This window comes from Micromonospora sp. H33, from assembly GCF_052068455.1.
Lineage (GTDB): Bacteria > Actinomycetota > Actinomycetes > Mycobacteriales > Micromonosporaceae > Micromonospora.
This window is the reverse complement of sequence record NZ_JBQHDE010000007.1, coordinates 255,385-281,820: the sequence shown is the minus strand read 5'-3', so window position 1 is coordinate 281,820 and position 26,436 is coordinate 255,385. Positions and strand designations below refer to the sequence as shown.

The following is a 26,436-nucleotide window of genomic DNA, read 5'->3' as shown; positions in this document are numbered from 1 at the left end:
ATGGCCGGCACGCCAGGCCCGCGCCGAGGAGGCGTTATCGCTCGGCTGGTGGCGAACCCGCATCCGTGCGGCGGTGGACGAATCGATGTCGCCGAGACCCGTGGCCGTAGCCGCACCGGTGAACAATCGCCGTGCTGCTCGGCGGCCTTGCCGGCGGTGACCGTTTCCGTCGCCGCTGCGCGGGTAGACCTCGGCGCCCCGCGGGCGCTGGCGCGGGATCGGTCACCGGAAGACTCGACGGGCGGGAGGGAAGCGTGCCGGCCTACGGGTTTCACGCCTCGCATGAACAGTTCCCACCGGGCAAGTTGCTGCGCCTCGTGGCCGCTGCCGAACGGGCCGGGTTCACCCGCGCCATGTGCTCGGACCACTTCGCGCCGTTCGGTGCCGAGCAGGGTCACTCCGGTTTCGCCTGGTCCTGGTTGGGTGCCGCGCTGGCCCGCACCGGCCTGCCTTGCGGCGTGGTGAACGCCCCCGGGCAGCGGTACCACCCGGCGGTCGTCGCGCAGGCCGCCGCCACCCTGGCCGAGATGTTCCCGGGGCGGTTCTGGGTCGCGCTGGGCAGCGGGCAGGCGCTCAACGAGCACGTCACCGGGGAGCCGTGGCCGACCAAGCCGGAGCGCAACGCGCGGCTGCGCGAGTGCGTCGATGTCATCCGGGCGCTGTTCGCCGGTGAGTGCGTCACCCACCGGGGGCGGGTCGTCGTCGATCGGGCGGTGCTCTGGTCCCGGCCCGCGGACCCGCCTCCGTTGTACGCGGCTGCGGTCAGCGAGGCGACCGCGCGCTGGGCGGGATCGTGGGCGGACGGGCTGATCACCATCAACCAGAGCGTCGACCAGGTGCGGCGCGTGGTCGGGGCGTACCGGGAGGGCGGCGGGACCGGTCCGTTGCTGCTGCAGGTGCACCTGTCCTGGGCCGACGACGAGGCGACCGCCCTGCGGATCGCCCACGAGCAGTGGCGCACCGCCATCCTCGGCAGCGACCTCGGCTGGGAACTGGCCACCCCGGCGGAGTTCGCCGAGGCGACCGCGTACGTCCGGCCGGAGGACATGCGCGCGCACGTGCTGGTCACCGCCGACCCGGGCCGGCACGCGCAGTGGTTGCGGGAGTACGCCGACCTCGGATTCGACGAGATCCACCTGCACCACGTCGGGCGGGACCAGGACCGGTTCCTGGAGATCTTCGGCACCCGCGTCCTGCCGGAGCTGACGTGAGCTTCCCGCCGATCGACGCGTACGCCTTCCTCTCGGACACCCACACGACGGCGCTGGTCGGGCCGGACGGCGCGGTCGAGTGGCTCTGCGTGCCGGACGCGGGGGGCGACGCCGTCCTCGCCCGCCTGCTGGACCGCGATGTCGGCGGCTGCTTCACCCTGTCCGTCGACCGCGCTCCCACGCCCACCCGGCGCTACCTGTCCGGCACACTGGTACTGGAGAGCCGCTGGGACGGCCCCGACGGCAGCGCCGTCGGCCTCGACTGCCTCGCCGGCGGTCCAGGATCGCCGCAGCAGCCGGTCCGGGCGGGCCGGGTCCTGGTCCGCCGGGTGACGGCCGAGCGCGGGACCGTCCGGGTCCGCGCGCGACTGGAACCCCGTCCGGAGTACGGTGCCCGCCCGGTGCGGTGGAAGCGGGTGAACGGGGCCTGGCACGCCGACGACACACTGCTCCGGTTCGTCACCAACCTGATGGTCACCGCCGACGACGGAGCGCTGGTGGTCGACGGGGAGCTGTCCACCGGTCAGTCGGCGGACCTGCTGCTGTCCTACGGCGACACGCCGACCGCCGCCGATCCCGCCGCGCTGGTGGAGCGGACCTGCCGGACGTGGCGGGACTGGGCGTCGCGCAGCGCGTACTCCGGTTTCGCTGCGGATGCGGTCCGGCACAGCGCGCTCGTGCTGCGTGGCTTGTCGTACGACGAGACCGGCGCGCTGCTCGCCGCCGCGACCACGTCCCTGCCGGAGACGCTCGGGGGTGTGCGCAACTGGGACTACCGCTACACCTGGCACCGCGACGCCGCGCTGCTGCTGCTCGCCCTGTTCCGGCTCGGCCATGCCGAGGAGGGCCGCCGCTACCTGCATTTCCTGCTCGACGTATGTGCCGGTCAGGACCTGCTCGCCCCGCTGGTCGGCATCCGCGGGCACACCACCGACGAGCGGGAGCTGCCCCACCTGTCAGGGTACGCGAACTCGACGCCGGTGCGCGTCGGCAACAAGGCCGCCGAGCAGGTCCAGTTCGACACCTACGGCCACATCCTGGACGCCGCGTTGACCTACCAGCAGCTCACTGGGGAGCTGACCGACGACCAGTGGCGGCTGCTGCGCCGGCACGTCGACACGATGGCCGATCGGTGGCGCGAACCCGACCACGGCGTGTGGGAGATCCGCGGCCCCGGCGGCACTACGTCAACTCCAAGGTCATGACCTGGGTCTGCCTCGACCGCGGCGTCCAACTCGCCGACCTCCTCGGGGACCGCTCCGCGTCGGTGGACCGCTGGCGCACCGCCCGCGAAGAGCTGCGCGCCGACATCCTCGACCAGGGGTACGACGCGCGCGTCGGCAGCTTCGTTCTGGCGTACGACTCCACCGAGCTAGACGCATCGCTGCTGCGGATCCCGCTGGTCGGCTTCCTTCCCGGCGATGACCCCCGGGTGGTCGGCACCATCACGCGGGTGTGGCGCGTGCTCTCCGCCGGTCCGGCGCTCGTCCGCCGCTACAACGTCGATGACGGACTACCCGGCGAGGAAGGCGCGTTCCTCCTCTGCTCGTTCGAGCTGGTTTCCGCCCTCGTCCTCGCCGGCCGGCACGACGACGCACGCCGGCTGTTCGACCAGCTGCTGGCATCTGCCGGACCGCTCGGCCTGTACGCCGAACAGCTCGCCACCGACGGCACCGCCCTGGGCAACTACCCGCAGGCCTTCACCCACCTCGCATTGATCGAGGCGGCACTCAACCTGGACGCGGCCGGCGACCGCGACGCCCTGCACGCCTGGGCCGCACGCACCCGGGCGCGGTGGGTGTGAGCGTGGCAAACAGTGCCGCGGTAACCCTTGCCTGGGCCAGCAACGCTCTGCTGCCGCCAGGGTGATGGCCAGAAAGATGATCAGTCCCGTCTGCCACGGGCCGGTACCGAGCACGATGATGAGCGGGTCACCTTCGGCCCGTTCTACGCCTGCGTCAACTTCTACGGACGCTCCGGCTGCAACTACTGGACCTACGTGCCTGTCGGCCAGTGGCGCAACCTCGCCACCAACGTCAAGGACGGCACCAAGTTCTACATCTGGCTCCGCATCGACATGGGCAAGTACTACGGATTCAGGGCCGTCGGCGACTGGTGATCGCTGTCTAGGGGCCGCCCGGGCGGCCCCTAGACACACACCCACCTGCCTCGAATGAAGCGCAACCCGGCTCGGGCGCAGCACCGGCCAGAGGAACGAAGGTGATGCGAAGTGGACCGCCGTACCGACTCCGACACGCGCCGCGAGAACCGGTCGGCGTGCGCGCGCTCCAGGTCGCGCTCCCGCATCCAGTGGGTTTCCGGCCCCGACCGGTACGGTACTCCCAGGCGTTCCTGCTGGCCGATCACGTGCGGAGCGTCGCCGCTGCGCGGCACTGACAACACCAGCACCGCCAGAGCGCCGCGCCGTGCAGGTCCACCCCGGCGATGTGGCGCAGTGCCAGATCGACGGGATCGGGACGTTGCGGAACCCCGTCATCGCCGGTGCGCAGGATGGCATGAGCTGAGGCAAGCGCCGGACCGGTCGCAGCGGGGTGCGGATTGGGAGCAACGGGGTGCGCTGAACGGCGCTGAACCGCACCCAACAGCACCCGCTCTACCTACGGCTCCAACGTTTTCGCAGGTCATCCCTTAAGGAGCGGGGCCGCTCAAGGGGTGTGCTGCCGTTGCCGTTGGCTTCTCCGTCGTGTTGTGGATGCGCTGAGGTGAGGCGTCGAGGTCAAGGCTCGGGCGTAGCCCGACCGCTTAGCGGGGGTGAATCTTAGCCGGTAGTTGCCGCCGTGAGCGTGGTTCGTCCGGAGTCAGTAGTCGGCCTTGATCGTCTTTAGGGCCTGGTGAGACTCCACTCGCAGGCCGCCGGGCAGGGCGATGAGCTTGCCGCTGAAGAACTTCTCGCCGGCAGCGTGTTCGGTGGCGGCGCGGCGGCGCCGGGTGACCGGGCAGTGAGCCGGGTGACCTGGTCGACCAGTGTGGCCCGGAGGCCGCCGTTGTCGCGAAGGTCAGGCCCGAAGATCTCCTGGATGTCCAGGAAGGAGCCGACCAGGCGCTGGGGATCGGCACGACTGGCCGTCACCGCGGCCCGTAGCCGGGCGGCCAACGGGCCCGCCAACGGCAGCCCCCCGTTGTGCCGATGGGCGACGAACACCATCCATGCGGCGATCGCGAGCGCGGCATGGTGGGGCACTGCGCCAACGGTGAGACGGTCCCGAACGGTGCCCAGGAGCCGGATCGGTTGACCGCCCTGGTGGAACGGCCGGAACACCCCGGACCGCTGTCGCGTGGCCATACTGGGCGAACCGGTTGCGCGCAGGGACCGTCGCCGCTGGCCCCACCCTCATCGTCGGATTGGCCAGGTGCTCGCCCTCGGCGGTGGCTCGGACAATCCGCCCACTGTGGGACCGCCTGGCCACGCGTCCGCAGAGCAGCCGAGGTCCCGGCCTCGTCGCTGAGACCCTGAAACAACTGACGCAAGTGACCGGAAAGGGCTCATCCCCCCGGCGGGGTGCTTTCGGCGTTTGCCCATCCTGAAACCGGGTTTGGCGACCAGCATGTCCGGTATGACGGTTAGAGCCAGTATTATCCTGTCCGCTGTTTTGCTGGTCGCGGCCTGTGGAGGGCCGGAGCGGGAGGCCGATCAGGCCGTCGCGTCGACCACGGGACCGGCGACCGCGACTGCGGCGCCCCCGCCCAGGACGACGCTGACGGTGGTGGCCGCGGGTGATCTGCTGGTCCATCCGCCGCTCACCGACCAGGCCGCAGCCGACGCGCGGCGGAGAGGACGGGACGGGCACGACTTCACGCAGGTGCTCGCGGCGGTCCGCCCCCGGGTGAGCGCCGCTGATCTCGCCATCTGCCATATGGAAACTCCGCTGGCCGAAACCGACGGTCCGTTCACCGGCTGGCCGGCCTTCAGCGTCCCACCTGAACTGGCCGACGCCGCTGCCTGGGCGGGCTTCGACACCTGCTCCACCGCCTCCAACCATTCACTGGACACCGGAGTGAACGGCATCGCCCGTACGCTGGACAACCTGGACAGGGTCGGAATCCGCCATACGGGCACGGCCCGCAATGCCGCGGAGGCGGCCCGCCCGAACATCCTCGACGTGGCCGGTGTGAAGGTCGGGCACCTGTCCTACAGCCTGAGTTTCAACGACATCGAGTTGCCGGCGGGCCGGCCGTGGGCGGCCAACCGGATCGACCCTGACGCCATTCTCGACGAAGCTCACCGGGCCCGCGCAGCGGGAGCGGAGGTGGTCATCCTCTCCATGCACTGGGGCACCGAGTACCAGAACGATCCCAACGGCGATCAGCTCGACCTCGCCCAGCAACTGCTGGCCTCACCCGACATTGATTTGATCATCGGCCATCACGCCCACGTGGTGCAGCCCTTCGAGAAGATCGGCTCGAAGTGGGTCGCCTACGGGATGGGCAACCTGACGACCCGGTTCAGCGACGACTCGCCGGAAAACACACAGGACTCGGTCATCCCCGAGTTCACGTTTCGCCGCACCTCGTCGGGACGATGGGAGGTGACCGATGTGACGGTGCTGCCGACCTGGATGGAGTACCGGCCGGCAGCCCGGGTGATCGACCTGCTCGCCGCCAGCACGGATCCGAGGCTGCCCACTTGGCGGCGGGCCGACTACGCCCGGATCCAGAAGCGGATCATCGGCTACCTGGGTATGAGGGGAGCCCTCGCAGCGGGACTGCGCACGCCGCACGATCGACCGTCCGCACGTCCGAGCGGTGCGCGGTGATCTCACGCACGACTGCAGGTCGGCGATGCGGCGTATGTCGCCAGGCGCGCAGCTCGTGCAGGTCAGGTGCCCCGCCCGGTGAAGAATCGTTGCAGGGCGATGTCCTCGGCTCGGTAGAGCCGCAGCGCGTAGCCGGCGCCGCGGGCGCGTTCGTCTTCGTTGCGGGGTAGCGCGCCCGCCGGGGTAGGTGAGCAGCTTGCTTATGAGGTGGGCGGTGAGCAGCCGCAAGCCTTGGCCGCCGCAGTTGACATGCACCTGCAACGCTCCCCGACCCAGGTGGGTGAGGGCTGCCGTCGACATGCCGCCGGCAGGCCGGCCGGCGGCAGCAGGATGATCTGCGCTTCCTCGGTGAGGGGGTGCCGGGCGAGTACGGCGACGCGGATCCCGCGGCCGTCCGGGTGCGCCGACACGATGCTCTGCCACGGTTCGCCCAGGGCTGCCCTGAGATCCTCGGCGGCGGCAGCGGAGCCGATCTCCTGCAGGGCGATGACTCCGCGCCGGTGCCGAGGATGAGCGCGGCAAGGTAGGTGAGCTTCGCGGCGTAGGTTTCCGCCGCCGAGGTGTCCGTGTCATCGGGCCGGAACAGGTTCTCCACGTTCCAGGTCATGACGATCAGGCCATTGGCCACCGTCGCCCCCTGCATCCCAGGTGTGCCGCCACCGGCCACTGATGTCGGACTGCAGGATCGCGACGGCCTTCAGCGCTCGCCGCGAGTGTCAGCGGCCCTTCGTGCCAGCCCGACCCACCGTCCGCGCTCCGGCGATCCCCCGTGAACCTCGGCACCGTCACCGGCCGTCGTCGCTGTCGTCAACGTGGCCGGGGACGGCACCCAGTGCGTGGGCGGTGAGGTGCGCGGCCGTCCCGGCCGCCGCGGCGAGTCCGCCGGTGCCCGCTGGCGTGTCGAGGGCGGTGCGGATCTCCGCAGCGAGGCCCCGTAGCTCCCTGCACAGGCGGGGGCGTCGGAAGGTTGTCGGGCGGCACCGGCCGACTACGGCGGTGGCGATCAGCGGCTGCCTGAGCTTGAGGCCCGTCGCGGGCGGGTCAGCGGCGGTGGTCGCGGGCGGCGGCGATGATCTCGCCGAGCCGGTCGCGAGTGGCGCACAGGTCGCGTACCTGGGCGTCGATGCGGGCGCGTTCCTCCTCGAGGCGCTCGATTATCGCGCTGGTGGCGAACCCGGTGTGGACGCACGGAAGCAGCTCGACGACCGCCTTGCTGGACAGGCCAGCGGCGAAGAGCGCCTGGATCCAACGCACCCGCTCGACCGCGTCCTCGGTGTAGTGCCGCTGCCCGCTTGGGCTGCGCTCTGAGCTGAGCAGGCCGTGCTCCTCGTAGTAACGCAGCGCCCGGGTGCTCACGCCCGCGGCGGCCGCCACCTCGCCGATGCGCACTGTGCCCCTCCTCACCAGACTTGCCCTTGACGCCAACGTCAGGTTCTAGCGTATACGGCGTCCCGGTCCCTTGGGCCCCACCGAGGCCCACCGGGCTGACTCATGGAGGAATTCCCGTGCATATCGAAGGATCCGTCGCCCTCGTGACCGGCGCCAACCGCGGCATCGGCCGCGCCCTCGCGCAGGAATTGCTCGGCCGGGGCGCCTTGAAGGTCTACGCCGCAGCACGCCGCCCCGAGCAGATCGATCTTCCCGGCGTCGTACCGCTCCGGCTCGACATCACCAACCCGGAGCAGGTCGCCGACACCGCCCGCGTCGCATCCGATGTGACGTTGCTGGTGAACAACGCCGGGGTGACCAAGTACTCGAAGCTGGTGACCGGGAACCTGGCCGACATCCGCCAGGAGATGGACACCAACTACTACGGCACGCTGTCGATCGTGCGGGCGTTCGCGCCCGTACTCGCCGCCAACGGTGGCGGCGCGATCCTCAACGTGCTGTCGGTCATGGCCTGGCTCGGCTACGAGCACTCCAACGGCTACGGTGCGTCCAAGGCGGCGCTGTGGGCACTCACCAACGGCATCCGGGTCGAACTGGCCCCGCAGCGAACGCACGTGACCGGCCTGGTGCTGGCCAGCACGGACACCGACATGATGGCCGGCTTCGACGTGCCCAAGAACCGACTCGAGGACGTCGCCCGGACCGCCCTCGACGGCGTCGAGGCCGGCCGGCTCGAGGTCCTCGCCGACGCCGACAGCATCGCCCTGAAGGCCGCGCTGTCGCGAGACCCCGCCGAGACCTACCCACAGGTGGTGGGAGCCGCGTGAGCAGACCGCACCGCTCCCCGTGACGGACGCATCGGCCAAAGCACCTCACCTCGGCTGGCCGAATACGCCATTATCACCTACTACTGCTGACGTGTGGAAGTTGCGCCAGGACGTCTACGACCGCCCGATGACCCGGAGCAGTTCGAGCTGTTCTTCGGCTGGGCTGCGAGGGGGCACGGTCAGCACGAGCAGGGTCTGTGACTGGTCTTCGGTGAACAGTGCATGGCAGTCGAACTCGATGGATGATCTTCGGCGGGGCGGGCTGTGTGGCTACAATCCGGCTATGCCGGCCCGTCCCGCCGCAGCGAGCGACCCGACGGTCCGCTACCGGCTACGCCTGCGTGAGCTGCATGACTTTGCTGGCCAGTGGGCCGCCCTGGGCCGGCCGTATCGACCGGGCCCTGCGGGACTGGTAGGGGTTGAATACGACCCTCCGGGACTGGTAGGGATTGAATTCGAGTTGTGGGCGCAGCCACCACGCCGCTGGCGTATGCGCCGCATTAAGGACGTGCCCGGCAACGCGGTGGAGCGGGACGACCGGTTCGTCGACGGGGATCGCTGGTACTGGGCGCAGCCCGAAGACGCGGTCGAGTACGGCGACGCCACAGATGGTGCTCCCCCGACCTTTCGCCACCTGTTTCAGCCGGAGACACTGCTGACCCACTGTGCCGTCACGGCGGCCGGCAGCGGGCAGCACATCGGCCGTCCCGCCGACATCGCCATCGCCCGCCCCCGCCCTGACGTCCCCCCGAACCGCCTGGGCCACTGGGGGCAGGGCGCCGAGGAGTACGAGATGCACATCGACCGGGCGACCGGGATCGTGCTGCGCAGCGCCGCCCGACACCATGGCGCGATCTTCCACCTCGATGAGGTCATCGACATGGAGGTCAACCCTGACCTACCCGCAGGCGTCTTTTCCCCACCATTCGGCCCGTTGGACGTGCTGCATCGCAGGGGCGAAACGGGACCGGGGATCTTGACAACGCCATCAAGAGCCCGCCGGCGGGCCCAGCAACACGGATTCGACCTCCTGCTACCGCAGCCGCTTCCGCCCGGTGCCGTGCTTCGCGTCTGGCACCGACCGCCCATCGAACCCTCACGTCGGTACGAGATGCTGGTACAGGTCGACCTGCCGTCCGGCCGGAACGTCGTGCTCTTCCAACACGCCGCACATCCCGGCTCTCCCATGCTTGTGAATCGGACCTGCGTCGAAGTCACCGGCACCGCCGACGCCGAGGAAGTCCAGGAAATCATCCGGCGCCTTACTCCACCGGGTCCACCAGTAACCAGTTGACGTCAACGAGGATGTGCTCGACGTACATCGCCATCGGCGCAGTCTCCGGCAGCGCACCTCGGACCTCCCCCGTTGCCACTACAGGGGTGGTTGTCCGTCCCGCCGAGCGACGCCTGGCATGCGAGACGAGCGGTTATGGCCGGCAGCAAAGCGCCGCGGCCCGGCGGAGCCCCGTCATGCGGGGCTCCGGTCGGGCCCGCGCTGGGGTAGTCAGTTGCCGCGAACCTTGTCGAGGGCGCGCTCGGTCAGGAGGAGCGCGAGGTCAACAGCCTCATCGTCGTTCAGGGGGCAGTTCACGGCGTACTTCTGGGTCGACGCGACGTTGCGGAGCTTGATCCGGTGGCTGTCGAGGTCAGCGACATCCTCCGGGCGCAGGCGCAGCGTAAGGCCTCCGTTTCCCGGCTTGACATAGACGACGGCGCCGTACTTCTTCGGCCCCTCGTCGCGGACCATGATGTAGTCGGTGTAGCCGTCGTGGGTCCTGTCGGACTCGCCGATTGCCGCCACCGTCTTGAGGTCCAGGGCGCGATTGAGGAACGTGAGCACCCGGTTGGCCGTGCCGCCGTCCTTGGCGCGCGTGTAGACGAACTGCTTGATGAAGAACGCCTCCTCGTCGTCCGAGTCGAGGGCCGACGTGCTCCGAGTTGGCGTTGCCTCCTTTTCGGGAGCTGCGGTCTCGTCGTCGTCTGCCGGCGGCGCCTGATTGGTGCGGGTCTGGTACTCGATGATCTCGTCGACGGTGCCCTCGATAATCTTCATGTCTCTCCACCCTGTAGTAGCCGTGTCCAACGTCTACTCCGGCGTTAGCTGATCTGTAAACGCGTAAGTAGACCTGTGAGCGCTGAGCCTGCGCTGGAGTGGCTGGTCTGATGGAGATCGTTCTTCTTGACGGTGTGGGCACCGGCTCGGCGGGCGGGCGGTCCGGTCATGCCGTGCGTGGTGTGCCCGTCGGCACTGGGCAGCACCCAGACGATGGCCCGCAGTCGCGGGCTTGCTGCGGTTCCCTCGTCAGGCTGCGGAGGGCTCACGGGTGGTGCAGTTCAAGCAGCTGTGCGAGGACCGGGAGTGTGGATTGCTCCTCTGTCGAGCGGCGGCTGGTTGGCCGGTGACGAGGCCGGCGTGTAGCGCTTGGTAGACGACGTCGGGGAGGCGCCTTCATGCCATCAAGCTCGCTCAGCGGATCGGTCGTGGGATCCGATTGACACCGGAAGGGCGGCTGCTGGCCAACCGGGCCGGCGAGATCGGGGGACGGGTCGATGCGGCGACCAACGAGCTCGCAGCACAGGTCGGATTGCAGGCAGGGCGGATCCGGGTGGCTGCCAACGCGCCGGCGCTGAGCACAATCGTGCCCAAGGCGGCCGCCATGTTGGCGCAGGCATACCCGGGAATCGGGCTGAGTATGATCGACTGTCACCCGGTCGAAGCGCTACAGATGCTGCGACCCGGCGAGATCGGCCTCGCACACATGTTCCGATACGCCGACGCTCCAGTCCAAGCTCCGCGACGCCCCGCAGGTCCTCCGCGACGGCTAGCGCGAAGCCGTCGGTCACCCCGCAGCGCCAGACCCTCGTTCGCGCGTTCCGCCACGCCGACCCCCACGTCCACCGCGGCCGAGCCGCCGATCCGGAGTTCGGGCCCGGTCCTGCTTGGTCGCTCGAGCAGCGCCTGTTCCGGATCTTGTCGCGCGGGTCGGGGGCAGCCAACCGCGGTCGTCTGTCATCTGTTCGCCCGATGAGTTGGGTGGACTTTCGGCCGATGGTGAGTAAGGTCAACTAGCTGTCCGCACCTGTGCGTTCAGAGGAGGCAGGCGACCGTGGCCGAGAGATCGACCAATCGCCCCGCCGATGGGGCTGCCCAACTTCACGAACCGGCGAGCGACATAGACAGCTGGATCTCTCAACTGTCGGGACCGGCAACAAGCGACTCGGACACGTACTCGGAGTGGCAGCCGGCTGCCGCGCCGCAGTGGCGCGAGGATGTGTCGGACCCGGACGAGGAGTCGTACCGACCCGAGGAGACGAACCAGGAGCACGAAGAGCGGCACGCAAGGCACGGCGCACACCAGCAGTACGAGGATGAGCACGAGCAGTACGGCGGGGCGTACGGTCAGCACGAGTACGCGTACCGGCGGTCCGACCCGATGGCCTACCGCGAACCGGAGCGTTACGAGTCCGACCAGACCCATCAGTACGACGAGCACGGGCTGGACTACCGGGAGGAACAGCGGGCCCAGGAGCCGTACGGACCGGTCGATGCCGGTCCGGTCCACGAGGACCCGTACGCCGCGCTGCAGGAGACATACGTCCTACCGGAGGTGGGCCACGCCCACCAGCAGTATTACCCGCACGACGATCTCGCCCGCCGCGACGAGTACCGCCAGGAGGAGCCCGACGCCCGGCACCCCGAGCCGGTCGAGGGCGGCCAGCCCCGAGTGCAGCTCAACCGGGAGGTTGATGCCCGCCCACGACAGGCCCAGCGGCGGCGCCGCCTGATCGCGGTCGGCGGACTCGCGTTGGGGACGCTGCTCTGCGCTCTGACGTTCATGTGGGGGTCGGACCGGCCGCCGGAAGGCGAACTGCCGCTGTCGACGGCGACCATCCCGCCGGACCCGTCTGCGGAGCCGATCACCCTCCCGGAGATGCCGTCGACGGCGCCAAGTTCCGCGATACCCCGCAGCTCATCCGCCGCGCCCAGGCCCACACGGTCGGTCACACATTCCACCACGCCCAGCACCGCACCGTCAGTCACACAATCCGCCACGCCGCCCCCGACACGGACCAGGGCTACGCCGACGCAGACCCAAAGCTCGAGTCCGCTCCTGCTCGGCCCATCGAGCGACGACGGGGTGACGACCATGGCCCAGCGGTACTGCGATCAGCACGGCGGGGGCTCAGCGGAGCCTCGCAACGACGGCGGTTGGGAATGTAGGGGGCTTCTCTTCGCGTCCGTCGTTGACATGGACGTCGCCTGCCGCGACACGTACGGTGCGGGCGCCTACGCCCGGACATCGAATTCTGGGGATCCATACGCCTGGCGGTGCTACCGCTGACCACCACCCGCGGCTCCACGACTGCTGCCAGATCTCTCGCCGCATCGCACAACGCCATGGCGAGGAATGGCGTCCGTGTGGGATTTCCTCAAGCACTACAGCCTCGAGGTAGACGCCCACGGCAACGGTCTCCAGGTACTACAGCAGTGGTTGAAATCCTACTAGCCCGCCACCTGTGAGCTCTGCGTGGACATCACAACCGCTCGGCGACCCGAGCGATCGGCCAGCCGTCATCGCCAAAAGCGGCCAACCGGTTGTCTGCATCACATGCCGCGTCAAGACTGAGTCACCACCTCGTGCGGTTGGAGCGGAGGGCGCATATCTGGCGAGCGGCTGAACAAGCCGACGAGAAGGACCCTCGTCGCAGTCACGGTCGCTGCGGTCCTCCTGATCAGCACCTTCGCCGCGGCACGTACTTGCCGCCTCCACGTCCAGGGCGGCTGCTGTCGGACGTTGGCCGGCAGGCTTGAGCGGTTCGTAGGCTTTCCGGCTCGCGTGCGCGCAATCGCAATGGAGCAACACCCTGGTATGGGGAAAGCTGCTTTCGTTGCTGGAATCTTCGGGCAGCTCGTGGTGACGGTCGTGGGTGGCCTCATTCTCGCTGGTTTGACAGCTGGAGCAGCGGCCCTGTTGAAGGACATCGGGCGAGACGCCCCGGCGCCCGGCTCGTCTCCAACCGTCACGCCATCCACCATCGCGCCATCCAGTCCGACGGCCACGCCAACCGCCGTCCAAACTTGACGGCGAATCGCCAGCCCGTGACTGCTGGTCACACCGTGGATCCTCGCGGCGGCTCGTCCTTCGGCGCGGCCGCCAGCGGCGGGGACCACCTTCTGAAAGAACGCGTTGACGGCCCGAAAGCTAGTGCATTTGGTTTAGGTTCCTTAACTCGGCGGTACGGTGCCGGGCATGACCCCGCCCCCCAATCCGCCGTCCGCCGCACCCCCGCCCGTCCCGCGTGCCGCCACACCGCGAACCCCCTCCGTGATGCGCGAGCGTCTGCCGCGGATCCTCGCCAGCGTCGCCGCCGTCGTGCTGCTGCTCTGCATCGTTGGCAGTACCGTCGTCGCCGCAACCCTGATCACTGCGATCATGAAGATGCAGTCACCATGACTCCCATACACGAAGAGAACGCCCCCGTCCGACGGGTGGGGGCGTTCGTGTCGGGTGCCGAGACTAGCTACCAGTGCGCATGCGGGCAGCCTTGTGGATGGCCTGGAGATATGGGTCATCCTCCATTTGGGTACGGACGTCTAAGGGATGTCTCGTAGCCCCGACGTCTGTCTGCTGAGGACGATCGTCGAAGATGCTTGGGTGCAGGTGATCACCTCAGCCCGGCCGGAGTGGATCTTCCCGTTCACCGGGCTGACGCCTGCCCAGTTCCGCAAGCTGGTCCGCTTGGTCGCCGAGCGTGGTGGCGACGCGGTCGCGGACGGTCGGCCGGGCCGGCAGTGGGCCCTCGACCTCGCCGATCGGGTGCTGCTGGTGGCCACCTACTGGCGCACGAACCTGACGATGCGGCAGATCGGCCCACTGTTCGGGGTGTCGCACTCCGCCGCCCACCGGGTCATCGACACCCTCGGGCCGCTGCTGGCCCTCGCCCCGGTGCGCCGGCGACCGGTCGACCAGATCGCCATCGTCGACGGCACCCTCATCCCGACCCGGGACCACCGCCTGGCCGCGCCGAGCAAGAACTACCGCTACTCCACGAACCTGCAGGTCGCCATCGACGCCAGCACCCGCCTGGTCATCGCCGTCGGCGACCCACAGCCCGGCAACCGCAACGACACGATCGTCTACCGCACCAGCGGCATCGACCAGAAACGGCCGGACGGACGGTCATGGCCGACGGCGGATACCGCGGCAACCCCGAGGTGATCATCCCGTACCGCAAGCCCCTCGACGGCAGCGAGTTGCCCGACTGGAAGGCAGACCTGAACAAGCAGCACCGCACCGTCCGAGCGCAGGTCGAACACGCCCTGGCCAGGATGAAGAACTGGAAGATCCTGCGCGACTACCGCCGCGCCGCCCACACATTGACCGATGCCGCTTCCGGCATCGCCAACCTCCACAACATCGCCCTCGCCGGCTGACCGCCAGGGCGTTGCCGGGCAACCCTTCACCGGGTTACGAGACACTGCTTAATGTGGTGGAAACCGGTCGCTGGCGGTCCCTGGCCACTGGCCACCTCGGCCGGGGAACCGCCACGACCGACGGGCACCGTCGCCGGAGACCGTTGCGGCGCAGTTCGCCGAGCAGTTCGTGGCCGGTGTTGCGGCGCCCGTGTTCGCCGTCTTCGCCGAGCAGTATCGGTTGTCGGAAAAGGTGCTGTGGGGCAACGTCGGATCCGCGCTCGGCGGGGCGGTCCACATGTTGACCACCGTCCGGCCGGAACTCGCCAACCGCACGGCGGACCTTGCCGAGCTTGTCCTGGCCGTGTCGCCGCTGCTCGGCACCGGCCGGCTAGAGCATCCAAACCCCCGCCAGCCGCGCCGGTTCTTCGTGCGCCGCTCGTGCTGCCTGTTCTACCGCATCCCGGGCGGCGGCACATGCGGCGACTGTGTCCTCCTCTCTGACGACGTTCGACGGCACACTGCGACGCATCCGGAATCACATCCTCCTAGGATGCTCTAACGAATGTGTTCCCCGCCGTGGAAGTCCGTCACCGACTTCTGAAGCGCCGCGTGATCCGCGTCGCGTGGAAACACCACGCCCGTGAGCCGGACGGCGTAGGCATCGGGTAAGTGTCGACCCTCGGACACGTTATTTCCACACGAAGCATGACGCTTCTTCACGATTTGCCTGATCCCCGTCCCGCTGGGCGGGGATTTTCGCTGTGGTGGCGAGGAAGCCCCCCGCGGGGTTGAGCGGGTAGATCGCGGTCTCGGCTTCGATGGCTGGCTCCCATGCATTCCTCGAACGGGGGACGGCCCAACTGCCGCGCAGTTGCCCTGGCGTCCCCTTCAGCATGCCGCGGCAGAGGTGTTGCGCGCACCACGCCCGCCAGCAATGTCAGCCCCTTGACCGTCTGGCAAGATCCAGCTTTCCTTCGGGCATCTCGAGCGCGGACGTTCCATGCGTCCCCATGGTGGGGGTCTCCTCGGTCGGTCAGGCTCGCCCCTGCCCGAGGTTCTCGGTCTGGCCGGGGTTCTCGGGCAGCCCTGTGGGTGCCCGGCCGGGGAGAGCCTCGCTGGCGGTTTCTGAGGGAGGGTCGGGGTGCGGGGCAGCGCCCCGCCGACCAGGTGACCGGCAGGTGGGCCGTTCTTCGGTTGCGTTGGGCGGGCATCGATGCTGGTGGCTGGAGTTGGAGGCGCCGGTTGTCCCGGAGCAGGGCCCAAAGCACGTCGACGCGGCGGCGGGCGAGGGCGATGAGCGCCTGCGGGTGCTTGCGTTCCTCGGCGCGTTTGCGCTGGTAGCAGTCCCGATTCGGGCCCTTGATCCATTCGCGGCCGTGCCGACAATGCCGCGGATCTCGGGGAAGTCGGTGTCAGCCGCACGTCGAGCAACCGCGATACGCCGAGGGCCCTCAGGTGTGCGAACGCGAGCGTCTTACCCCGGGCCTCGATCAATAGAGGCCGCGCTCGCGGGCCGCGAGGCGGGTGAGGCCGAGTAACGCGTCCAGGTGCGGGGTGGGCGTGCCGGTCAGCGCGCCGATCTCACCGACGGCGGTGACCAGGGCGTCCAGCTCGATGGCGCGACCAGCCTCGGCGTCTTGGAGCATGGATGTCTTGAAGGCTCCAAGCTGGCGGGTGGCCTCGGTGCGCTCCGCGATGGTCTGCGTGATTGGGCAGCCGATCCGCACACCGATCTCGGCCGCCTCCGTCATGACCCGCTGTACGAACGCGTTGACCAGCGCGTCGTCGAGGATGCGGTCGGCGGTGGCGCCGGTCAGCGCGGAGATCGGGTTTATGGTCATGTTGCCCCAGAGCTTGAACCAGACGTCCCGCTGGATCGACTCCGAGACCGTCACCGTGAACCCGCCGCGGCGCAGCAGTGTGGCCACCGCCGCCGCCCGCGGGGACGGCGCGCCCGACGGCTCGCCGATGATCAGCTTGTCACCTGCGGTGTGCACGGCGTGCCCGGGCCGGAGGGCGCGGGCGGCGAAATAGACCACGCACCCGATCACCTGCTCGGGTGGCAACGCCTTCGATACGACGCCGCCGGGATCCACCGCAGCCAGGCCGGTGCCGGCCAGTGGGCCGCCGAAGTCGTGGAAGAACCACCACGGCACCCCGTTCAGCGCCGGTACCAGCACGGTCTCCGGGGTGAGCAGCGGCGCCAGCGCGGGCGCGAGCGCGGGCAGGTGATGCGCCTTCACCGCGAGGATCACCACGTCCTGCGGGCCCAGTGCCGCGGCGTCGTCGGTGGCCGCGGCGACCGGGGCGGCCTGCGGCCCGCCGTCGAGCGAGTTCAACAACCAGCCGTGGGTACGCAGCGACGCCAGCGTTTCGTTCCTGGCCAGGGCCGACACGGGAAGCCCAGCCAGGGCCATGCGAGCCCCGATCACACCACCGACCGCGCCGGCCCCGACCACGCAGACATTTCGCACGGAGCCGAAACTACACCCGCCCGGAGCGTCGCCGGCCGAGTCAACGCCCGCCGTCCGGCCCGGGCAGAGCGTGCTCGATAACAGGGGTGATCGGGGCAATCGTTTCAACTCCGGACACCTATGCCGACGCATGCGGTGTTCACCGGGTGTACCGGATGACGTTCGCCGACGGGGTGTGGACCTTGTGGCGGAACGCTGCGGGATTCAACCAGCGCTTCAGCGGCACGGTGAGCGCCGACGGCGACACGGTGGACCGGCTATGGGAGATATCGGAGGACGGCATGCCCTGGACCGTCGACTTCGAGCTGACCTACCTGCGCGAACGGTGAATGAAGCGCACGAACGGCAGCGCGGTCTCTGCCACCTCTGCGCGATCCATCGTCGGATCTTGACAGGCCGCTCCAACGGGCACAAGGCAGCTGACGAGCCTCGACCCCTCGGATACGAGCCTCAGGCAGATCCGCTTGTGCCGCGAGTCGTGCGCTCGGCCGTCCGACTTGCACGCTCCGACTCAGGAAAGCGGTCGAGCATGGCGCGCACCTCGTCAGCGCTCACGTTGGCGCCGAACATCTCGCTGCCCGGTTCGAGCCGCACGCCCTCGGCGAGGGGGCCGGCGACGACCGGTTCGAAGCCGAGTGCGTCGACAAGGGACGCCACCACGGTGAGATCAGCGGCGTCGTCACCAGCGATCGCGATGGCCTTGCGGCCAGCCGTTCCAGCTGGCCGCGCCTCGTCCTCAAGATCGTGGTATCCCATGTGGTTGAACGCCTTGACGACACGGGAGCCGGACAGGAACGCCTGGACGGTCTCGCTCGACGAGGTACGCGGGTCGGTGAGGTCGTCGCGGATGCCGTCGACCTCCCACCAGTAGTTCATGGCGTCGACGACGAGCTTGCCGCGCAACGCCTCGGCGGGGATGTTCCGGTACTTCCCTAGCGGGAGGGCGAGGATGACGATGTCGGCGCCGGCTGCGGCGTCGACCGCGGTGGTGGCGACCGCTCCGGGCGTGAGCACCTCGACGGTGAGGGCGATCTTCGCCGGGTCGCCGGAGCCGGCGACGAGTACCCGGTAGCCGGCGGCGAGGGCGAGCCGAGCCAGCACGGTGCCCACCTTGCCGGCACCGAGGATGCCGAGGGTCTGAGGTCCGCTCGGGGCGCTGTCGTTCATGTCTTCCTTCCGGGTGCCGATGGGGCGGCCGTGGGCCTGGTCAACTGGCCAGGATGTCACGGACCAGGGGAATCACCTTGGTGCCGTACAGTTCCACGGCGCGCAACCGGGCGCTCACCGGCTGCGCGCCGGCGGTGTAGATGAGGTCGAACCGGCCGACGCCCAGGCTGCGGATCGCGCGCGCAACGCGACGGGCCACGGTCTCCGGCGAGCCGATGTAGAGGGAGCCGTGCTCCACCTCGGCGTCGAACTCCGCGCGGCGGACCGGCGGCCAGCCCCGGAGCGCGCCGATCCGGTCCCGCATGACCCGGTAGTACGGCCAGTACAGTTCCTTCGCCTCCTCGTCGGTGTCGGCGATGAAGCCTGGCGAGTGCATCCCGACCGGGTGCGCGGTGGTGCCCAACTGGTCGGCCGCCCGCCGGTAGAGGTCGATGTAGGGGGCGAAGCGCTCCGGGGCGCCGCCGATGATGGCGAGCATGAGCGGCAGGCCGTACCGGGCAGTACGCACGACCGACTGCGGCGAGCCACCAACGCCCACCCAGGTGGTGAGGCGTCCCGATTCCGTCTTCGGGAAGACGTCGGCGTGCTCGAGCGGGGCACGCACGGTGCCGCTCCAGGTGACCGGCTTCTCGTCCAGCAGCTTCACGAAGAGCTCGATCTTCTCCTCGAACAGCACGTCGTAGTCGCGCAGGTCATGGCCGAACAGCGGGAAGGACTCGGTGAACGAGCCGCGCCCCAGGATGACCTCGGCCCTGCCGCGCGACAGCGCATCGACCGTGGCGAAGCGCTGGAACACCCGGACCGGGTCGTCCGAACTCAGCACGGTCACCCCGGAGGCGAGCCGGATCCGCGAGGTACGAGCCGCGATCCCCGCCAGGACGGTCTCCGGCGTGGACACTGAGTACTCCGGCCGATGGTGCTCGCCGAGGGCGATGACGTCGACGCCCAGCTCGTCCGCCAGCACCGCCTCGTCGACGACCTGACGGATCGCCGCGGCGTAGGAGACGAGCTTGCCGGAGTCGTCCTCCGGCACGTCGCCGAAAGTGTCGAGGCCGAACTCGAGATCAGACATGGGTGGGCTCCTTTGCCAGCAGCTCCCGGACGCGCGGCGCGACCTCACTGCCCAGCAGTTCGATGGTGCGCGCGCGTGCCTCGCGAGGCAGGTGCATGATGTCGTACTTCAGGTCGAAGCGGCTCAGCCGCAGGTCGCGGGCCATCGTGGCGATCTTTTGCGCGACCGTCTCCGGCGAACCGACGAACAGCGCGCCGTGGTCGAGCTCGGCCTCGTAGCGCTTGCGGTCCGGCTTGTAGAAGCCGCGTTCCTTGGCCACCTGGGCCACGACCGGCTGCCAGTACCGCCACCAGGTCTCCACGGCCTCCTCGTCGGTGTCCGCGACGAGGCCGAGCGAGTGCTGCCCGATCGGCTGCACGGGATGCCCGAACTGTTCCAGCACCCGGTGGTAGAGGTCGACGTGGCCGGCGAACCGCTGCGGACGCCCGCCGATGATCGCGAGCATGAGCGGAAGGCCGTAGCGAGCGGCCCGGATGACCGAGTTCGGGCTCCCGCCGACGCCGATCCAGGTGGGGATGCCACCCGCCGGCATCCGTGGGTGCAGCCGCTGCGCGACCAGGGGGCTGCGTACGGTACCCGACCAGGTGACCTCTTCGTCCCGCTGAAGCCGGACGAAGAGGTCGAGCTTCTCCTCGAACAGGCGCTCGTAGTCCGCCAGGTCGTACCCGAACAGCGGAAACGACTCGGTCGCCGACGCCCGTCCGAGAACCATCTGGGCCCGGCCGTTGGACACGGCGTCGAGGGTGGCGAACTCGTGGTAGAGCCGTACCGGATCATTCGTGCTGAGCACCGTGACCGAGGTGCCGAGGCGGATCCGGTCGGTCGCCGTCGCGATCGCCGCGAGCAACACGGGGGTCGCCGAGTCGGTGTGGCCCTCCCGGTAGTGCTCACCCAGGCTGAACACGTCGAGTCCGACCGACTCCGCGAGCCGTGCCTCGTCGACGAGCAGCCGCACGGTCTCGGCGTCGCTCAGGACCCGGCCGCCGTCGGTGGCCACCTCCCCGAACGAGTTGAGCCCCAGTTCGAAGCCTTCAGCCGTCATCGTCCCCTCCTCACGCGCTCTCAGCCGGCGATCCCCGGAACAGGGGCCTTAGCGGTTGACACGTCAGCAATGCTAGCCTGGCAATTGACACGTCAACCCGGGAGAGTAGATGACGAAGGCCACACCCGAACGGCGGAGAGGACGCCGACTGCCCACCGCGGAGGAGCTACGGATCTGGCGGGACTTCATCGAGACGACGGGAGCACTCAGGTCCCAGCTCGCGTCACGCCTCCAGATCGAGTCCTCGCTCTCGCCCGGGGACTACGCCGTACTGCTCGCCCTCAGCGAGGCGCAGGACAGGCAGATGCGCTCGTCCGAACTCGCGACACACATCGGCTGGGAGCGGAGCCGGCTCTCCCACCACCTCGGGCGGATGGAGCGGCGCGGACTCATCCGCCGACAGGAGTGCGCAACCGTTCCTCGAGGGGCGGAGGTACTCCTCACGCCGACCGGAGCCGAGGCGTTCCGGCGGTCCACGGTTCCGCACTTGCGCGCCATCCGCGAACTCTTCGTCGACGCTCTCACGCCGGAGCAACTCCTCGCGGCGGGCGAGATCGCGGCGGCGCTTCGCGCGCACCTCGACACGCACCACGAGGAATGAGCCGGACCAGAGCGTCGGTTACGCGAGCGTCCTCATCGCGAGCTACGCCTTGCTGGGTGGCGCGCTCGGGCTCGCCATCATCCTCGGCCCCTACCGCCGAGGTGAGCGTTGGGCCTGGACCGCGCTGTGGATCTATCCAGCGTTCCTCGTCTCGCACGTCATCACCTTCGGCACGATCGTGCCTGATGCCGTGCTAGCTGGTATCACCGCCGTGGCCCTGCTGGTCGCCATGCCTACGTCGAGCGCAACTGACTGACGGGGCGGTCGGCCGACCGCGTCATCCATTTCCATGAAAGTCCGCGACAGGCTGTGCCTGGACGCGGACTTTCTGTTGTTGCGAATGGTAGGTCAGCCGCAGTCCGAGTTGGCGGTAGACCTCCGTGCGGTCGGCTGGGTCGGCCTCGCCCCAGGCGGCGGCGATGTCGCCCAGTTGCTGAACGAGGGATCTGCTCACGGCTCATCCTGGGAGCGGACCTCGGCTTGGGCTCGTTCAGCACCGCGAGGGCGCGGTGGCGACCGGCCTCAACCTCAGCGATCGCTCCAAGCGGTGATTATACGGTCGGGCCATTCACGTCCATCGCCCGCGGACACCGGTCAACTCCATCCGACCCAGGCCGTCGGGCACCGCCGGATCGGTCACCAGCCGGTCCCCGTCCGGCTCCAGACCCAACATCGTCCGCAGCAGGAGGAGAGGAGTTCCGGTGGACCAGGCCTGCGGACTGCAGGCGGTCGGGTATTCGACCGGGTACTTGGTCAACTCCCGGCCGTATCCGGCGAAGGCCTCGGGAAGACGACCGTCGAAGAACTCCGCCGCCTCAATCATGCCTTCGGCTATCCGGCCCGCCTCCTCACGGAAGCCGTACCGCCACAGGCCCCAGGCGATGAATGAGTTGTCGAACGGCCAAACCGTCCCGACGTGGTATCCGACGGGGTTGTACCGTTCCTCCCCCTCGGCGAGCGTCCGCACCCCCCAGCCGGAGAAGAGGCGGGGACCGAGCAGATGCCGCGCCACCATCGGAGCCCGGTCCGGCTCGACGATTCCGCTCCACAGCAGGTGTCCGATGTTCGAGGAGAGGACGTCGGCCGGCCTTCCGTCGCAGTCCAGCGCAAGTGCGTAGTACTCGCCGTCAGAGACCCAGAAGTCACGGTTGAAGCGTTGCTTGAGGTCCGCGGCCTCCCGCTCCAAGCGGTCGGCGTACGCGGCGTCGTTCCAGCACTCCCGGGCGAGGCGGGCGCCACGCCTCTTCGCGTCGTACGCGTAGCCCTGAATCTCACAGGTGGCGCGCGGCGTCTTGAGCAACGTGCCGTCCCGATAGGAAATTGAGTCCCACGAGTCCTTCCAGCACTGGTTCTCCAGGCCGGACTGCTCGTTCCGGCGCTGGTACCAAATGTAACCGTTACCCAGCAGGTCGCCGTAGGTGTCAATCCACTCCAGCGCCGCGCGGGCTTCCGGCTCCAGCCCGCGGGCCGCCTCCGCGTCTCCGGTCCAGCGTTCGTACTCGTCGAGCAGGATCACGAACAGCGGCGTCGAGTCAGCGGCGCCGTAGTACGCGGAGAAGGGCAGCTCATCGAATGCCACCAGCTCGCCGTAGCGCCACTCGTGCATCACCTTGCCCGGCTCCTCGTCCCGAAAATCGTCGAGCTTGCTGCCCTGTAGCATCGCCATGCTGCGCAGTGTCGTCAGGGCGAGTTCCGGTGCGAACGGCAGTGCCTGGAGGCTGGTGAAGATGCTGTCCCGGCCGAAGATGGCCATGAACCAGGGCAGACCGGCCGCCGGCACACTGGGTCCACCGAACGCCAGCGGCGCGAGCCGCAGCGCGGCAAGGTCGATCAGACTGCGCCGGTACGTCCGCTCGAGGGCGCTGTCGGCGTCGAGCTTGGGGGCGCCAGCGAGCCACTCATCGAACTCTTGCTGAAGTCGGGGCTTGGATGGCCCGGGTCGGCCCAGCAGGCTGGTCCGGATATCGCGGCCATCCGCACCCAGGGTCTGCACATGCAGATCGACGATCCACTCGCCGTGCGCGTCGAGATGGACGTCGAAGGTCATGCCCTGCTTGTCGACCGTGGCCGGTGCCGTGGCCGAAATGATCGTCTCCCGTCGGAAGCTCTCTCGTTCGTACCCCATCCGCAGGCGGCCTTCCTCGACCCGCACGTAGGTCCGCCCCTTCTTCTGCCGCACGTCCTTGATCTCGAACAGATCGGCGAAGTCGCTGGCCGCCTCGACCCGTAGCGTGAGGTCGATCGGCTCGCCCGTGTGGTTGAGGATCTTCACCTGCTCGTCGAAGCTGTTGCCGACCGACCGTTGGCGGATGATGGACATTTGGGAATCGACGTAGTGACTCGCCCCCGGGGGGACCAGGAAGAAGCGGCTCTCGAAGTACTGGACGTCGTCGACCGAGAGCGCCTGGAGTTTTTCCCCGTTGACGGTCAGTCGCCACGTTGACAGGTAGCGGGTGTCGAAGGCGAAGAGGCCAGTCGGGATGCTGGGGGATGGGTCGATGTCGCCGCAGCCGTCGCTGACCACGAACGTGTTGCCGTTCAGCATCCGGACCGCGCTGGGGCCCATGACGATCACCTTTCGCTAGCGGTGATGACTCGTGTGTCACGGGCCCCGGCTGGTCCCGGAAGCAGTTTTCGGAACAGTTGCAACCAGTACGCACTGCCCACGAGCTTGACCTGGCCGCGTAGCCACGCCGATCGCAGGTCCACCTCGCCACGGACGATCCGTTCGAACGACGCCCGGTCCGAGCGGATGACACAATCGGCGTCACGTTCCTTCCGGGACACCTGCATCCGGCCGTTGTTGATCTGCAGGAGCCAGTGGTCTACTTGCTGAGGGCCCCGCGCCAGGTCGAGGCGCACACTGCCCTCGACCCGGCGGTACTGTTCATGCTGCCGGCGGCCAATCTCGTCGAAGAACTCTGCGATCGGATCCGCCATCCGCTTTCTCCTCCAGTTGACACCCCGCTGCCTGCTGACAGTCGCAATGGACGGCTGCGCGGCGGAAGCAGCTTCTCCCCCGTGCGAACAGAGCTTCCTGCGGATCAGGGTGAGGCCAGCATCACCCGGAAGGGGTGAAAGTCTGCCGCCGGGAGTGCTGGGTACATCACGGCCCGTCTTCGCCCTCCGAAGCGTGCTGCCGGCCTTGGTGCGGACGGTGATCGTTGAAGGTGCGGGCCGTCGCCACCCTCAAGACCTGGAACGTCCGCAGAGCGGGTGACCGGCTGGCTGACAGGCGGGCGGGCGGTCGCCCAACCGGCCGTCGGCCGCTCAGCGCAGCAGCACCGGTCCGGCGTCGATCCGGGTGCGGAACAGGGCGTACGGCTTGCGGCGCAGGTCCTGTCCGCGCTGGTATTTCGCCTGCCGGTGCAGCTGGTTCGCGATCACGTACAGGTGGCGGTCCATGGCCACGGACATGGTGTCGGGCCAGAGTAGCCGCGGGTCGTGCACCACGGTCTCGAACTCGCCGTCCGGCCGCCGCCGTAGCACCGCGTTGTTCTCGTACGAGGTCAGGTAGAGCCGGCCGGCGTCGTCGGTCTCCAGGCCGTCGGAGCCGCCGCCCTTGTCGCCCTCGTCCGCGACCGTCGCGGCGGCCTCAGCGTCGGTGATCGTCCGGTCGGCCAGCGCGTCGGTGGCGACGCTGTACCAGCGGCGGGAGGCGAGCGGGCAGTAGTGGAGACGGGTGCCGTCGGCGGAGATGGCGATGCCGTCGGAGCCCAGGGCCACCGGCTTGGGTGGTTCGTCGCCTGGCCGTTCCAGGAACGGTCGTCCCTCCACCACTGCCCGGAAGCTGTGCACTGGTTCGGCCTTGGTGGACGGATGGTCGTGCAGCCGGCGCCAGGAGGCGCCGCTGGCGAGGTCGACGACAATGATCCCGTTCGGGCCGGAGCCGGAGGAGTCGGTGATGTAGGCGACGCCGGCGTCGCCGCGGCGCAGGTCGAAACGGACGTCGTTGAGGTACGTCGAGGGCAACGCCACATCGGCCGGGAAGGTGATCACCTGCGCGACGGTGTCCGTGTGCAGGTCGATACGGACCAGCTTGGGCCCGCCCGGGCGGGTGGGCTGGAACATCGGGCTGCCGGTGTCGAGCACCCAGAGCCGGTCGGCTGGGTCCACAACAACGCTCTGCACCGACACGAACGCGCTCGCGTCGTTGTCTCCCGAGGGGTCGTTCCATGCCTGGTTTGGAAAGGGCATCTCCCTGCCGTCGCGCAGCTCGACTACGGTGGCCGGCACCTCGTCGCCCCACTTCGGGAAGTTGACGAAGATGCGGCCGGTGTGCGACACGCTTACCCCGGTCGGCATCGGTCCGGTGAAGGAGTGCACAAGTTCCAGCTCACCGACCGGTTCGTCGACCGGCGCTGTCATGACGAATCACCGGCCCCCGGATGGGCGTCGCCCGTGAGATTCAGGTAATGGGTCAGTCCCATGCTTCGCCTCCTGATCACCGCTCGGAACCGCCAACGTGACCGCGTGGACCCGGCGCCTTCCGTGCCAGCGGTAAGCGCGCCGCGACTCGTAGCCGTTCAGTGGCGAACAGTAAGGGGTGTGCGCGGCTCCTGCGCGGGTTTCGGCGTTTTCTGCGGTGGGTGCGGTCCCGGCGAGGCTTGCTGCGCCCATGGCGTAGGCGCGGACGGCAGCGGGCTGGGCAGTGGTGGCGGCGCGCCGGTCATAGTTGGGCAGAGGCTGCCGTTGCAGCCGCAACCATTAAGCCGCAGCGGCGCGCCGCGCCGAACCGGCCGACCGAGCAGGCGCCGGCCGGACGGGCTGCCGCAGCGGAGATCGGCCACGGCACTGTCATCGGCCGGCGCCCATCCGCGCCGGACGCCTCACCAATCGGGGGAGAGACAACGCCACGGTCGGTTGCACTTCGAACGGGGCGCCGCCGGGAAGGCTCGCTACGCCGACCGCCGCCCGTGCGGGTAGTTCCGTGCCGCCGAGTTCGCGTCGCAGTGCCGCCCACGCGCCGTCGGCGACCGCGGTGTGCTCGGTGAACGTGTGTGGCGGCGACGTACACCGTCATGGCTACCGGGTCGGCGAGGGTGCGGCCCTGCCGGACAGCGGCCTCGTTGGCGGCGGCGACCGCCGGCGGCATCCCCGGGTCGGTCCGGCTCGCCCCGGACCGACCCGGACCGCCTGATCTGAGCGCTGTCGGCTGATCGGTTATCTCGCCACGTTCGAATGTGGCAGGGCCTTTTCGCCTCGGGAGGGGTGGCAAACTGCTGGCTAAGGCATAGCGGCCGACCATGTTGATGTGGGCGTGCCCCAGCGGGGACGGCCGGGCAACGTCCTCATTGCGGACCGGGTGCCCGTCGGCGCGCAGCCGGTCGACGGCGGCGTCGATGTAGCGGCTGTTCCACAACACCACGGCGTTGAGAGCCAGACCGAGCGCGCCAAGGACGTCCTCCTGGCCCTCGCGGTAGGAGTGGCGCAGCTCGCCGCGCTGCACATCGGGTTCGG

The 26,436-nt window shown here is 69.1% G+C and carries 23 protein-coding genes and 2 pseudogenes; 13 read left to right on the top strand and 12 right to left on the bottom strand.

Features of this window, described 5'->3' with window-relative positions; all coding sequences use genetic code 11:
• Window positions 1-254 precede the first annotated feature (254 nt).
• Genes ACTMS0_RS18440 through ACTMS0_RS18430 form a run of 3 tightly spaced genes read left to right on the top strand, consistent with a single transcriptional unit; the run spans window position 255 to window position 3,015 of the window.
• A complete protein-coding gene (locus ACTMS0_RS18440) occupies window positions 255-1,211 on the top strand; it encodes a TIGR03885 family FMN-dependent LLM class oxidoreductase (RefSeq protein WP_441156440.1) in 957 nt (318 codons plus the stop codon).
• Complete coding sequence (locus ACTMS0_RS18435) at window positions 1,208-2,416, top strand: glycoside hydrolase family 15 protein (RefSeq protein ID WP_441156439.1); 1,209 nt, start codon at window positions 1,208-1,210, stop codon at window positions 2,414-2,416. The genes ACTMS0_RS18440 and ACTMS0_RS18435 overlap by 4 nt, the downstream gene beginning before the upstream one ends.
• A complete protein-coding gene (locus tag ACTMS0_RS18430) occupies window positions 2,413-3,015 on the top strand; it encodes a glycoside hydrolase family 15 protein (protein WP_441156438.1) in 603 nt (200 codons plus the stop codon). Before ACTMS0_RS18435 ends, ACTMS0_RS18430 begins: the two co-directional genes overlap by 4 nt.
• A gap of 1,038 nt (window positions 3,016-4,053) precedes the next feature.
• On the opposite strand, the gene ACTMS0_RS18425 is transcribed toward ACTMS0_RS18430, so the two are convergent.
• Window positions 4,054-4,413, bottom strand: a complete 360-nt coding sequence (locus tag ACTMS0_RS18425) for a hypothetical protein (protein ID WP_441156437.1) — start codon at window positions 4,411-4,413, stop codon at window positions 4,054-4,056.
• Between the two features lie 373 nt (window positions 4,414-4,786).
• Between ACTMS0_RS18425 and ACTMS0_RS18420 the strand changes: the two genes are divergently transcribed.
• A complete protein-coding gene (locus tag ACTMS0_RS18420; RefSeq protein ID WP_441156436.1) occupies window positions 4,787-5,986 on the top strand; it encodes a CapA family protein in 1,200 nt (399 codons plus the stop codon).
• Between the two features lie 1,041 nt (window positions 5,987-7,027).
• On the opposite strand, the gene ACTMS0_RS18415 is transcribed toward ACTMS0_RS18420, so the two are convergent.
• Window positions 7,028-7,375 (bottom strand): MerR family transcriptional regulator, encoded by a 348-nt coding sequence (locus ACTMS0_RS18415; protein WP_441156435.1) that lies wholly within the window; start codon window positions 7,373-7,375, stop codon window positions 7,028-7,030.
• Window positions 7,376-7,491: 116 nt separating this feature from the next.
• Between ACTMS0_RS18415 and ACTMS0_RS18410 the strand changes: the two genes are divergently transcribed.
• Both ACTMS0_RS18410 and ACTMS0_RS18405 read left to right on the top strand, forming a co-directional pair.
• Entirely contained in the window at window positions 7,492-8,202 is a 711-nt protein-coding gene (locus ACTMS0_RS18410; protein ID WP_441156434.1) for an SDR family oxidoreductase, read from the top strand.
• Between the two features lie 283 nt (window positions 8,203-8,485).
• On the top strand, window positions 8,486-9,496 hold the full coding sequence (locus ACTMS0_RS18405; RefSeq protein WP_441156433.1) for a hypothetical protein: 1,011 nt from the start codon (window positions 8,486-8,488) through the stop codon (window positions 9,494-9,496).
• Window positions 9,497-9,706: 210 nt separating this feature from the next.
• Here the strand turns inward: ACTMS0_RS18405 and ACTMS0_RS18400 are convergent, their stop codons facing one another.
• Window positions 9,707-10,255: a hypothetical protein gene (locus ACTMS0_RS18400; protein WP_441156432.1), complete on the bottom strand. Its 549-nt coding sequence runs from the start codon at window positions 10,253-10,255 to the stop codon at window positions 9,707-9,709.
• 1,219 nt (window positions 10,256-11,474) lie between these two features.
• Here ACTMS0_RS18400 and ACTMS0_RS18395 point away from each other — a divergent pair.
• The 4 genes and pseudogenes from ACTMS0_RS18395 (at window position 11,475) to ACTMS0_RS18380 (ending at window position 15,179) form a co-directional block, all read left to right on the top strand.
• Entirely contained in the window at window positions 11,475-12,545 is a 1,071-nt protein-coding gene (locus tag ACTMS0_RS18395; RefSeq protein ID WP_441156431.1) for a hypothetical protein, read from the top strand.
• A gap of 987 nt (window positions 12,546-13,532) precedes the next feature.
• Entirely contained in the window at window positions 13,533-13,658 is a 126-nt protein-coding gene (locus tag ACTMS0_RS18390) for a hypothetical protein (RefSeq protein ID WP_441156430.1), read from the top strand.
• A gap of 201 nt (window positions 13,659-13,859) precedes the next feature.
• Window positions 13,860-14,638, top strand: a pseudogene (locus ACTMS0_RS18385) (transposase family protein).
• Window positions 14,639-14,708: 70 nt separating this feature from the next.
• Window positions 14,709-15,179 carry a (2Fe-2S)-binding protein gene (locus tag ACTMS0_RS18380; protein ID WP_441156467.1) on the top strand — a complete coding sequence of 157 codons (471 nt, stop codon included), beginning with the start codon at window positions 14,709-14,711 and terminating at the stop codon, window positions 15,177-15,179.
• A 931-nt stretch (window positions 15,180-16,110) separates the two neighbouring features.
• Here ACTMS0_RS18380 and ACTMS0_RS18375 read toward each other — a convergent pair.
• Window positions 16,111-17,094: a 2-dehydropantoate 2-reductase gene (locus tag ACTMS0_RS18375; RefSeq protein ID WP_441156429.1), complete on the bottom strand. Its 984-nt coding sequence runs from the start codon at window positions 17,092-17,094 to the stop codon at window positions 16,111-16,113.
• Between the two features lie 155 nt (window positions 17,095-17,249).
• On the opposite strand from ACTMS0_RS18375, the gene ACTMS0_RS18370 reads away from it, so the two are divergent.
• A complete protein-coding gene (locus ACTMS0_RS18370) occupies window positions 17,250-17,423 on the top strand; it encodes a hypothetical protein (RefSeq protein WP_441156428.1) in 174 nt (57 codons plus the stop codon).
• 121 nt (window positions 17,424-17,544) lie between these two features.
• Here the strand turns inward: ACTMS0_RS18370 and ACTMS0_RS18365 are convergent, their stop codons facing one another.
• Genes ACTMS0_RS18365 through ACTMS0_RS18355 form a run of 3 tightly spaced genes read right to left on the bottom strand, consistent with a single transcriptional unit; the run spans window position 17,545 to window position 20,375 of the window.
• Window positions 17,545-18,261 carry an NADPH-dependent F420 reductase gene (locus tag ACTMS0_RS18365; protein WP_441156427.1) on the bottom strand — a complete coding sequence of 239 codons (717 nt, stop codon included), beginning with the start codon at window positions 18,259-18,261 and terminating at the stop codon, window positions 17,545-17,547.
• A gap of 40 nt (window positions 18,262-18,301) precedes the next feature.
• Window positions 18,302-19,333: an LLM class flavin-dependent oxidoreductase gene (locus tag ACTMS0_RS18360; protein ID WP_441156426.1), complete on the bottom strand. Its 1,032-nt coding sequence runs from the start codon at window positions 19,331-19,333 to the stop codon at window positions 18,302-18,304.
• Window positions 19,326-20,375: an LLM class flavin-dependent oxidoreductase gene (locus ACTMS0_RS18355; RefSeq protein ID WP_441156425.1), complete on the bottom strand. Its 1,050-nt coding sequence runs from the start codon at window positions 20,373-20,375 to the stop codon at window positions 19,326-19,328. Before ACTMS0_RS18355 ends, ACTMS0_RS18360 begins: the two co-directional genes overlap by 8 nt.
• A gap of 109 nt (window positions 20,376-20,484) precedes the next feature.
• Here ACTMS0_RS18355 and ACTMS0_RS18350 point away from each other — a divergent pair, with 109 nt between their 5' ends.
• Together ACTMS0_RS18350 and ACTMS0_RS18345 are read left to right on the top strand one after the other, a co-directional pair.
• A complete protein-coding gene (locus tag ACTMS0_RS18350; protein ID WP_441156424.1) occupies window positions 20,485-20,976 on the top strand; it encodes a MarR family winged helix-turn-helix transcriptional regulator in 492 nt (163 codons plus the stop codon).
• A 49-nt stretch (window positions 20,977-21,025) separates the two neighbouring features.
• Entirely contained in the window at window positions 21,026-21,232 is a 207-nt protein-coding gene (locus tag ACTMS0_RS18345) for a hypothetical protein (protein WP_441156423.1), read from the top strand.
• 21 nt (window positions 21,233-21,253) lie between these two features.
• On the opposite strand, the gene ACTMS0_RS18340 is transcribed toward ACTMS0_RS18345, so the two are convergent.
• The 5 genes and pseudogenes from ACTMS0_RS18340 to ACTMS0_RS18320 all read right to left on the bottom strand — a co-directional run.
• Window positions 21,254-21,430 (bottom strand): hypothetical protein, encoded by a 177-nt coding sequence (locus ACTMS0_RS18340; RefSeq protein ID WP_441156422.1) that lies wholly within the window; start codon window positions 21,428-21,430, stop codon window positions 21,254-21,256.
• 114 nt (window positions 21,431-21,544) lie between these two features.
• Complete coding sequence (locus tag ACTMS0_RS18335; RefSeq protein WP_441156421.1) at window positions 21,545-23,542, bottom strand: amylo-alpha-1,6-glucosidase; 1,998 nt, start codon at window positions 23,540-23,542, stop codon at window positions 21,545-21,547.
• Window positions 23,543-23,547: 5 nt separating this feature from the next.
• Window positions 23,548-23,916, bottom strand: coding sequence for an SCP2 sterol-binding domain-containing protein (locus tag ACTMS0_RS18330; RefSeq protein WP_441156420.1), 369 nt, complete (start codon window positions 23,914-23,916; stop codon window positions 23,548-23,550).
• Between the two features lie 330 nt (window positions 23,917-24,246).
• Window positions 24,247-25,344 carry an L-dopachrome tautomerase-related protein gene (locus ACTMS0_RS18325; protein ID WP_441156419.1) on the bottom strand — a complete coding sequence of 366 codons (1,098 nt, stop codon included), beginning with the start codon at window positions 25,342-25,344 and terminating at the stop codon, window positions 24,247-24,249.
• A gap of 844 nt (window positions 25,345-26,188) precedes the next feature.
• Window positions 26,189-26,422, bottom strand: a pseudogene (locus ACTMS0_RS18320) (Tn3 family transposase); the annotation flags it as partial.
• Window positions 26,423-26,436: the final 14 nt, after the last annotated feature.

Excerpts from the sequence above, each read along its gene's own strand:
- ACTMS0_RS18430 (WP_441156438.1), top strand. The coding sequence starts at position 2,413 with ATGACCTGGGTCTGCCTCGACCGCGGCGTCCAACTCGCCGACCTCCTC.
- ACTMS0_RS18420 (WP_441156436.1), top strand. The coding sequence starts at position 4,787 with ATGACGGTTAGAGCCAGTATTATCCTGTCCGCTGTTTTGCTGGTCGCG.
- ACTMS0_RS18405 (WP_441156433.1), top strand. The coding sequence starts at position 8,486 with ATGCCGGCCCGTCCCGCCGCAGCGAGCGACCCGACGGTCCGCTACCGG.
- ACTMS0_RS18400 (WP_441156432.1), bottom strand. The coding sequence starts at position 10,255 with ATGAAGATTATCGAGGGCACCGTCGACGAGATCATCGAGTACCAGACC.
- ACTMS0_RS18390 (WP_441156430.1), top strand. The coding sequence starts at position 13,533 with ATGCGCGAGCGTCTGCCGCGGATCCTCGCCAGCGTCGCCGCCGTCGTG.
- ACTMS0_RS18370 (WP_441156428.1), top strand. The coding sequence starts at position 17,250 with ATGACGTTCGCCGACGGGGTGTGGACCTTGTGGCGGAACGCTGCGGGA.
- ACTMS0_RS18365 (WP_441156427.1), bottom strand. The coding sequence starts at position 18,261 with ATGAACGACAGCGCCCCGAGCGGACCTCAGACCCTCGGCATCCTCGGT.
- ACTMS0_RS18360 (WP_441156426.1), bottom strand. The coding sequence starts at position 19,333 with ATGTCTGATCTCGAGTTCGGCCTCGACACTTTCGGCGACGTGCCGGAG.
- ACTMS0_RS18355 (WP_441156425.1), bottom strand. The coding sequence starts at position 20,375 with ATGACGGCTGAAGGCTTCGAACTGGGGCTCAACTCGTTCGGGGAGGTG.
- ACTMS0_RS18350 (WP_441156424.1), top strand. The coding sequence starts at position 20,485 with ATGACGAAGGCCACACCCGAACGGCGGAGAGGACGCCGACTGCCCACC.
- ACTMS0_RS18335 (WP_441156421.1), bottom strand. The coding sequence starts at position 23,542 with ATGGGCCCCAGCGCGGTCCGGATGCTGAACGGCAACACGTTCGTGGTC.
- ACTMS0_RS18330 (WP_441156420.1), bottom strand. The coding sequence starts at position 23,916 with ATGGCGGATCCGATCGCAGAGTTCTTCGACGAGATTGGCCGCCGGCAG.
- ACTMS0_RS18325 (WP_441156419.1), bottom strand. The coding sequence starts at position 25,344 with ATGACAGCGCCGGTCGACGAACCGGTCGGTGAGCTGGAACTTGTGCAC.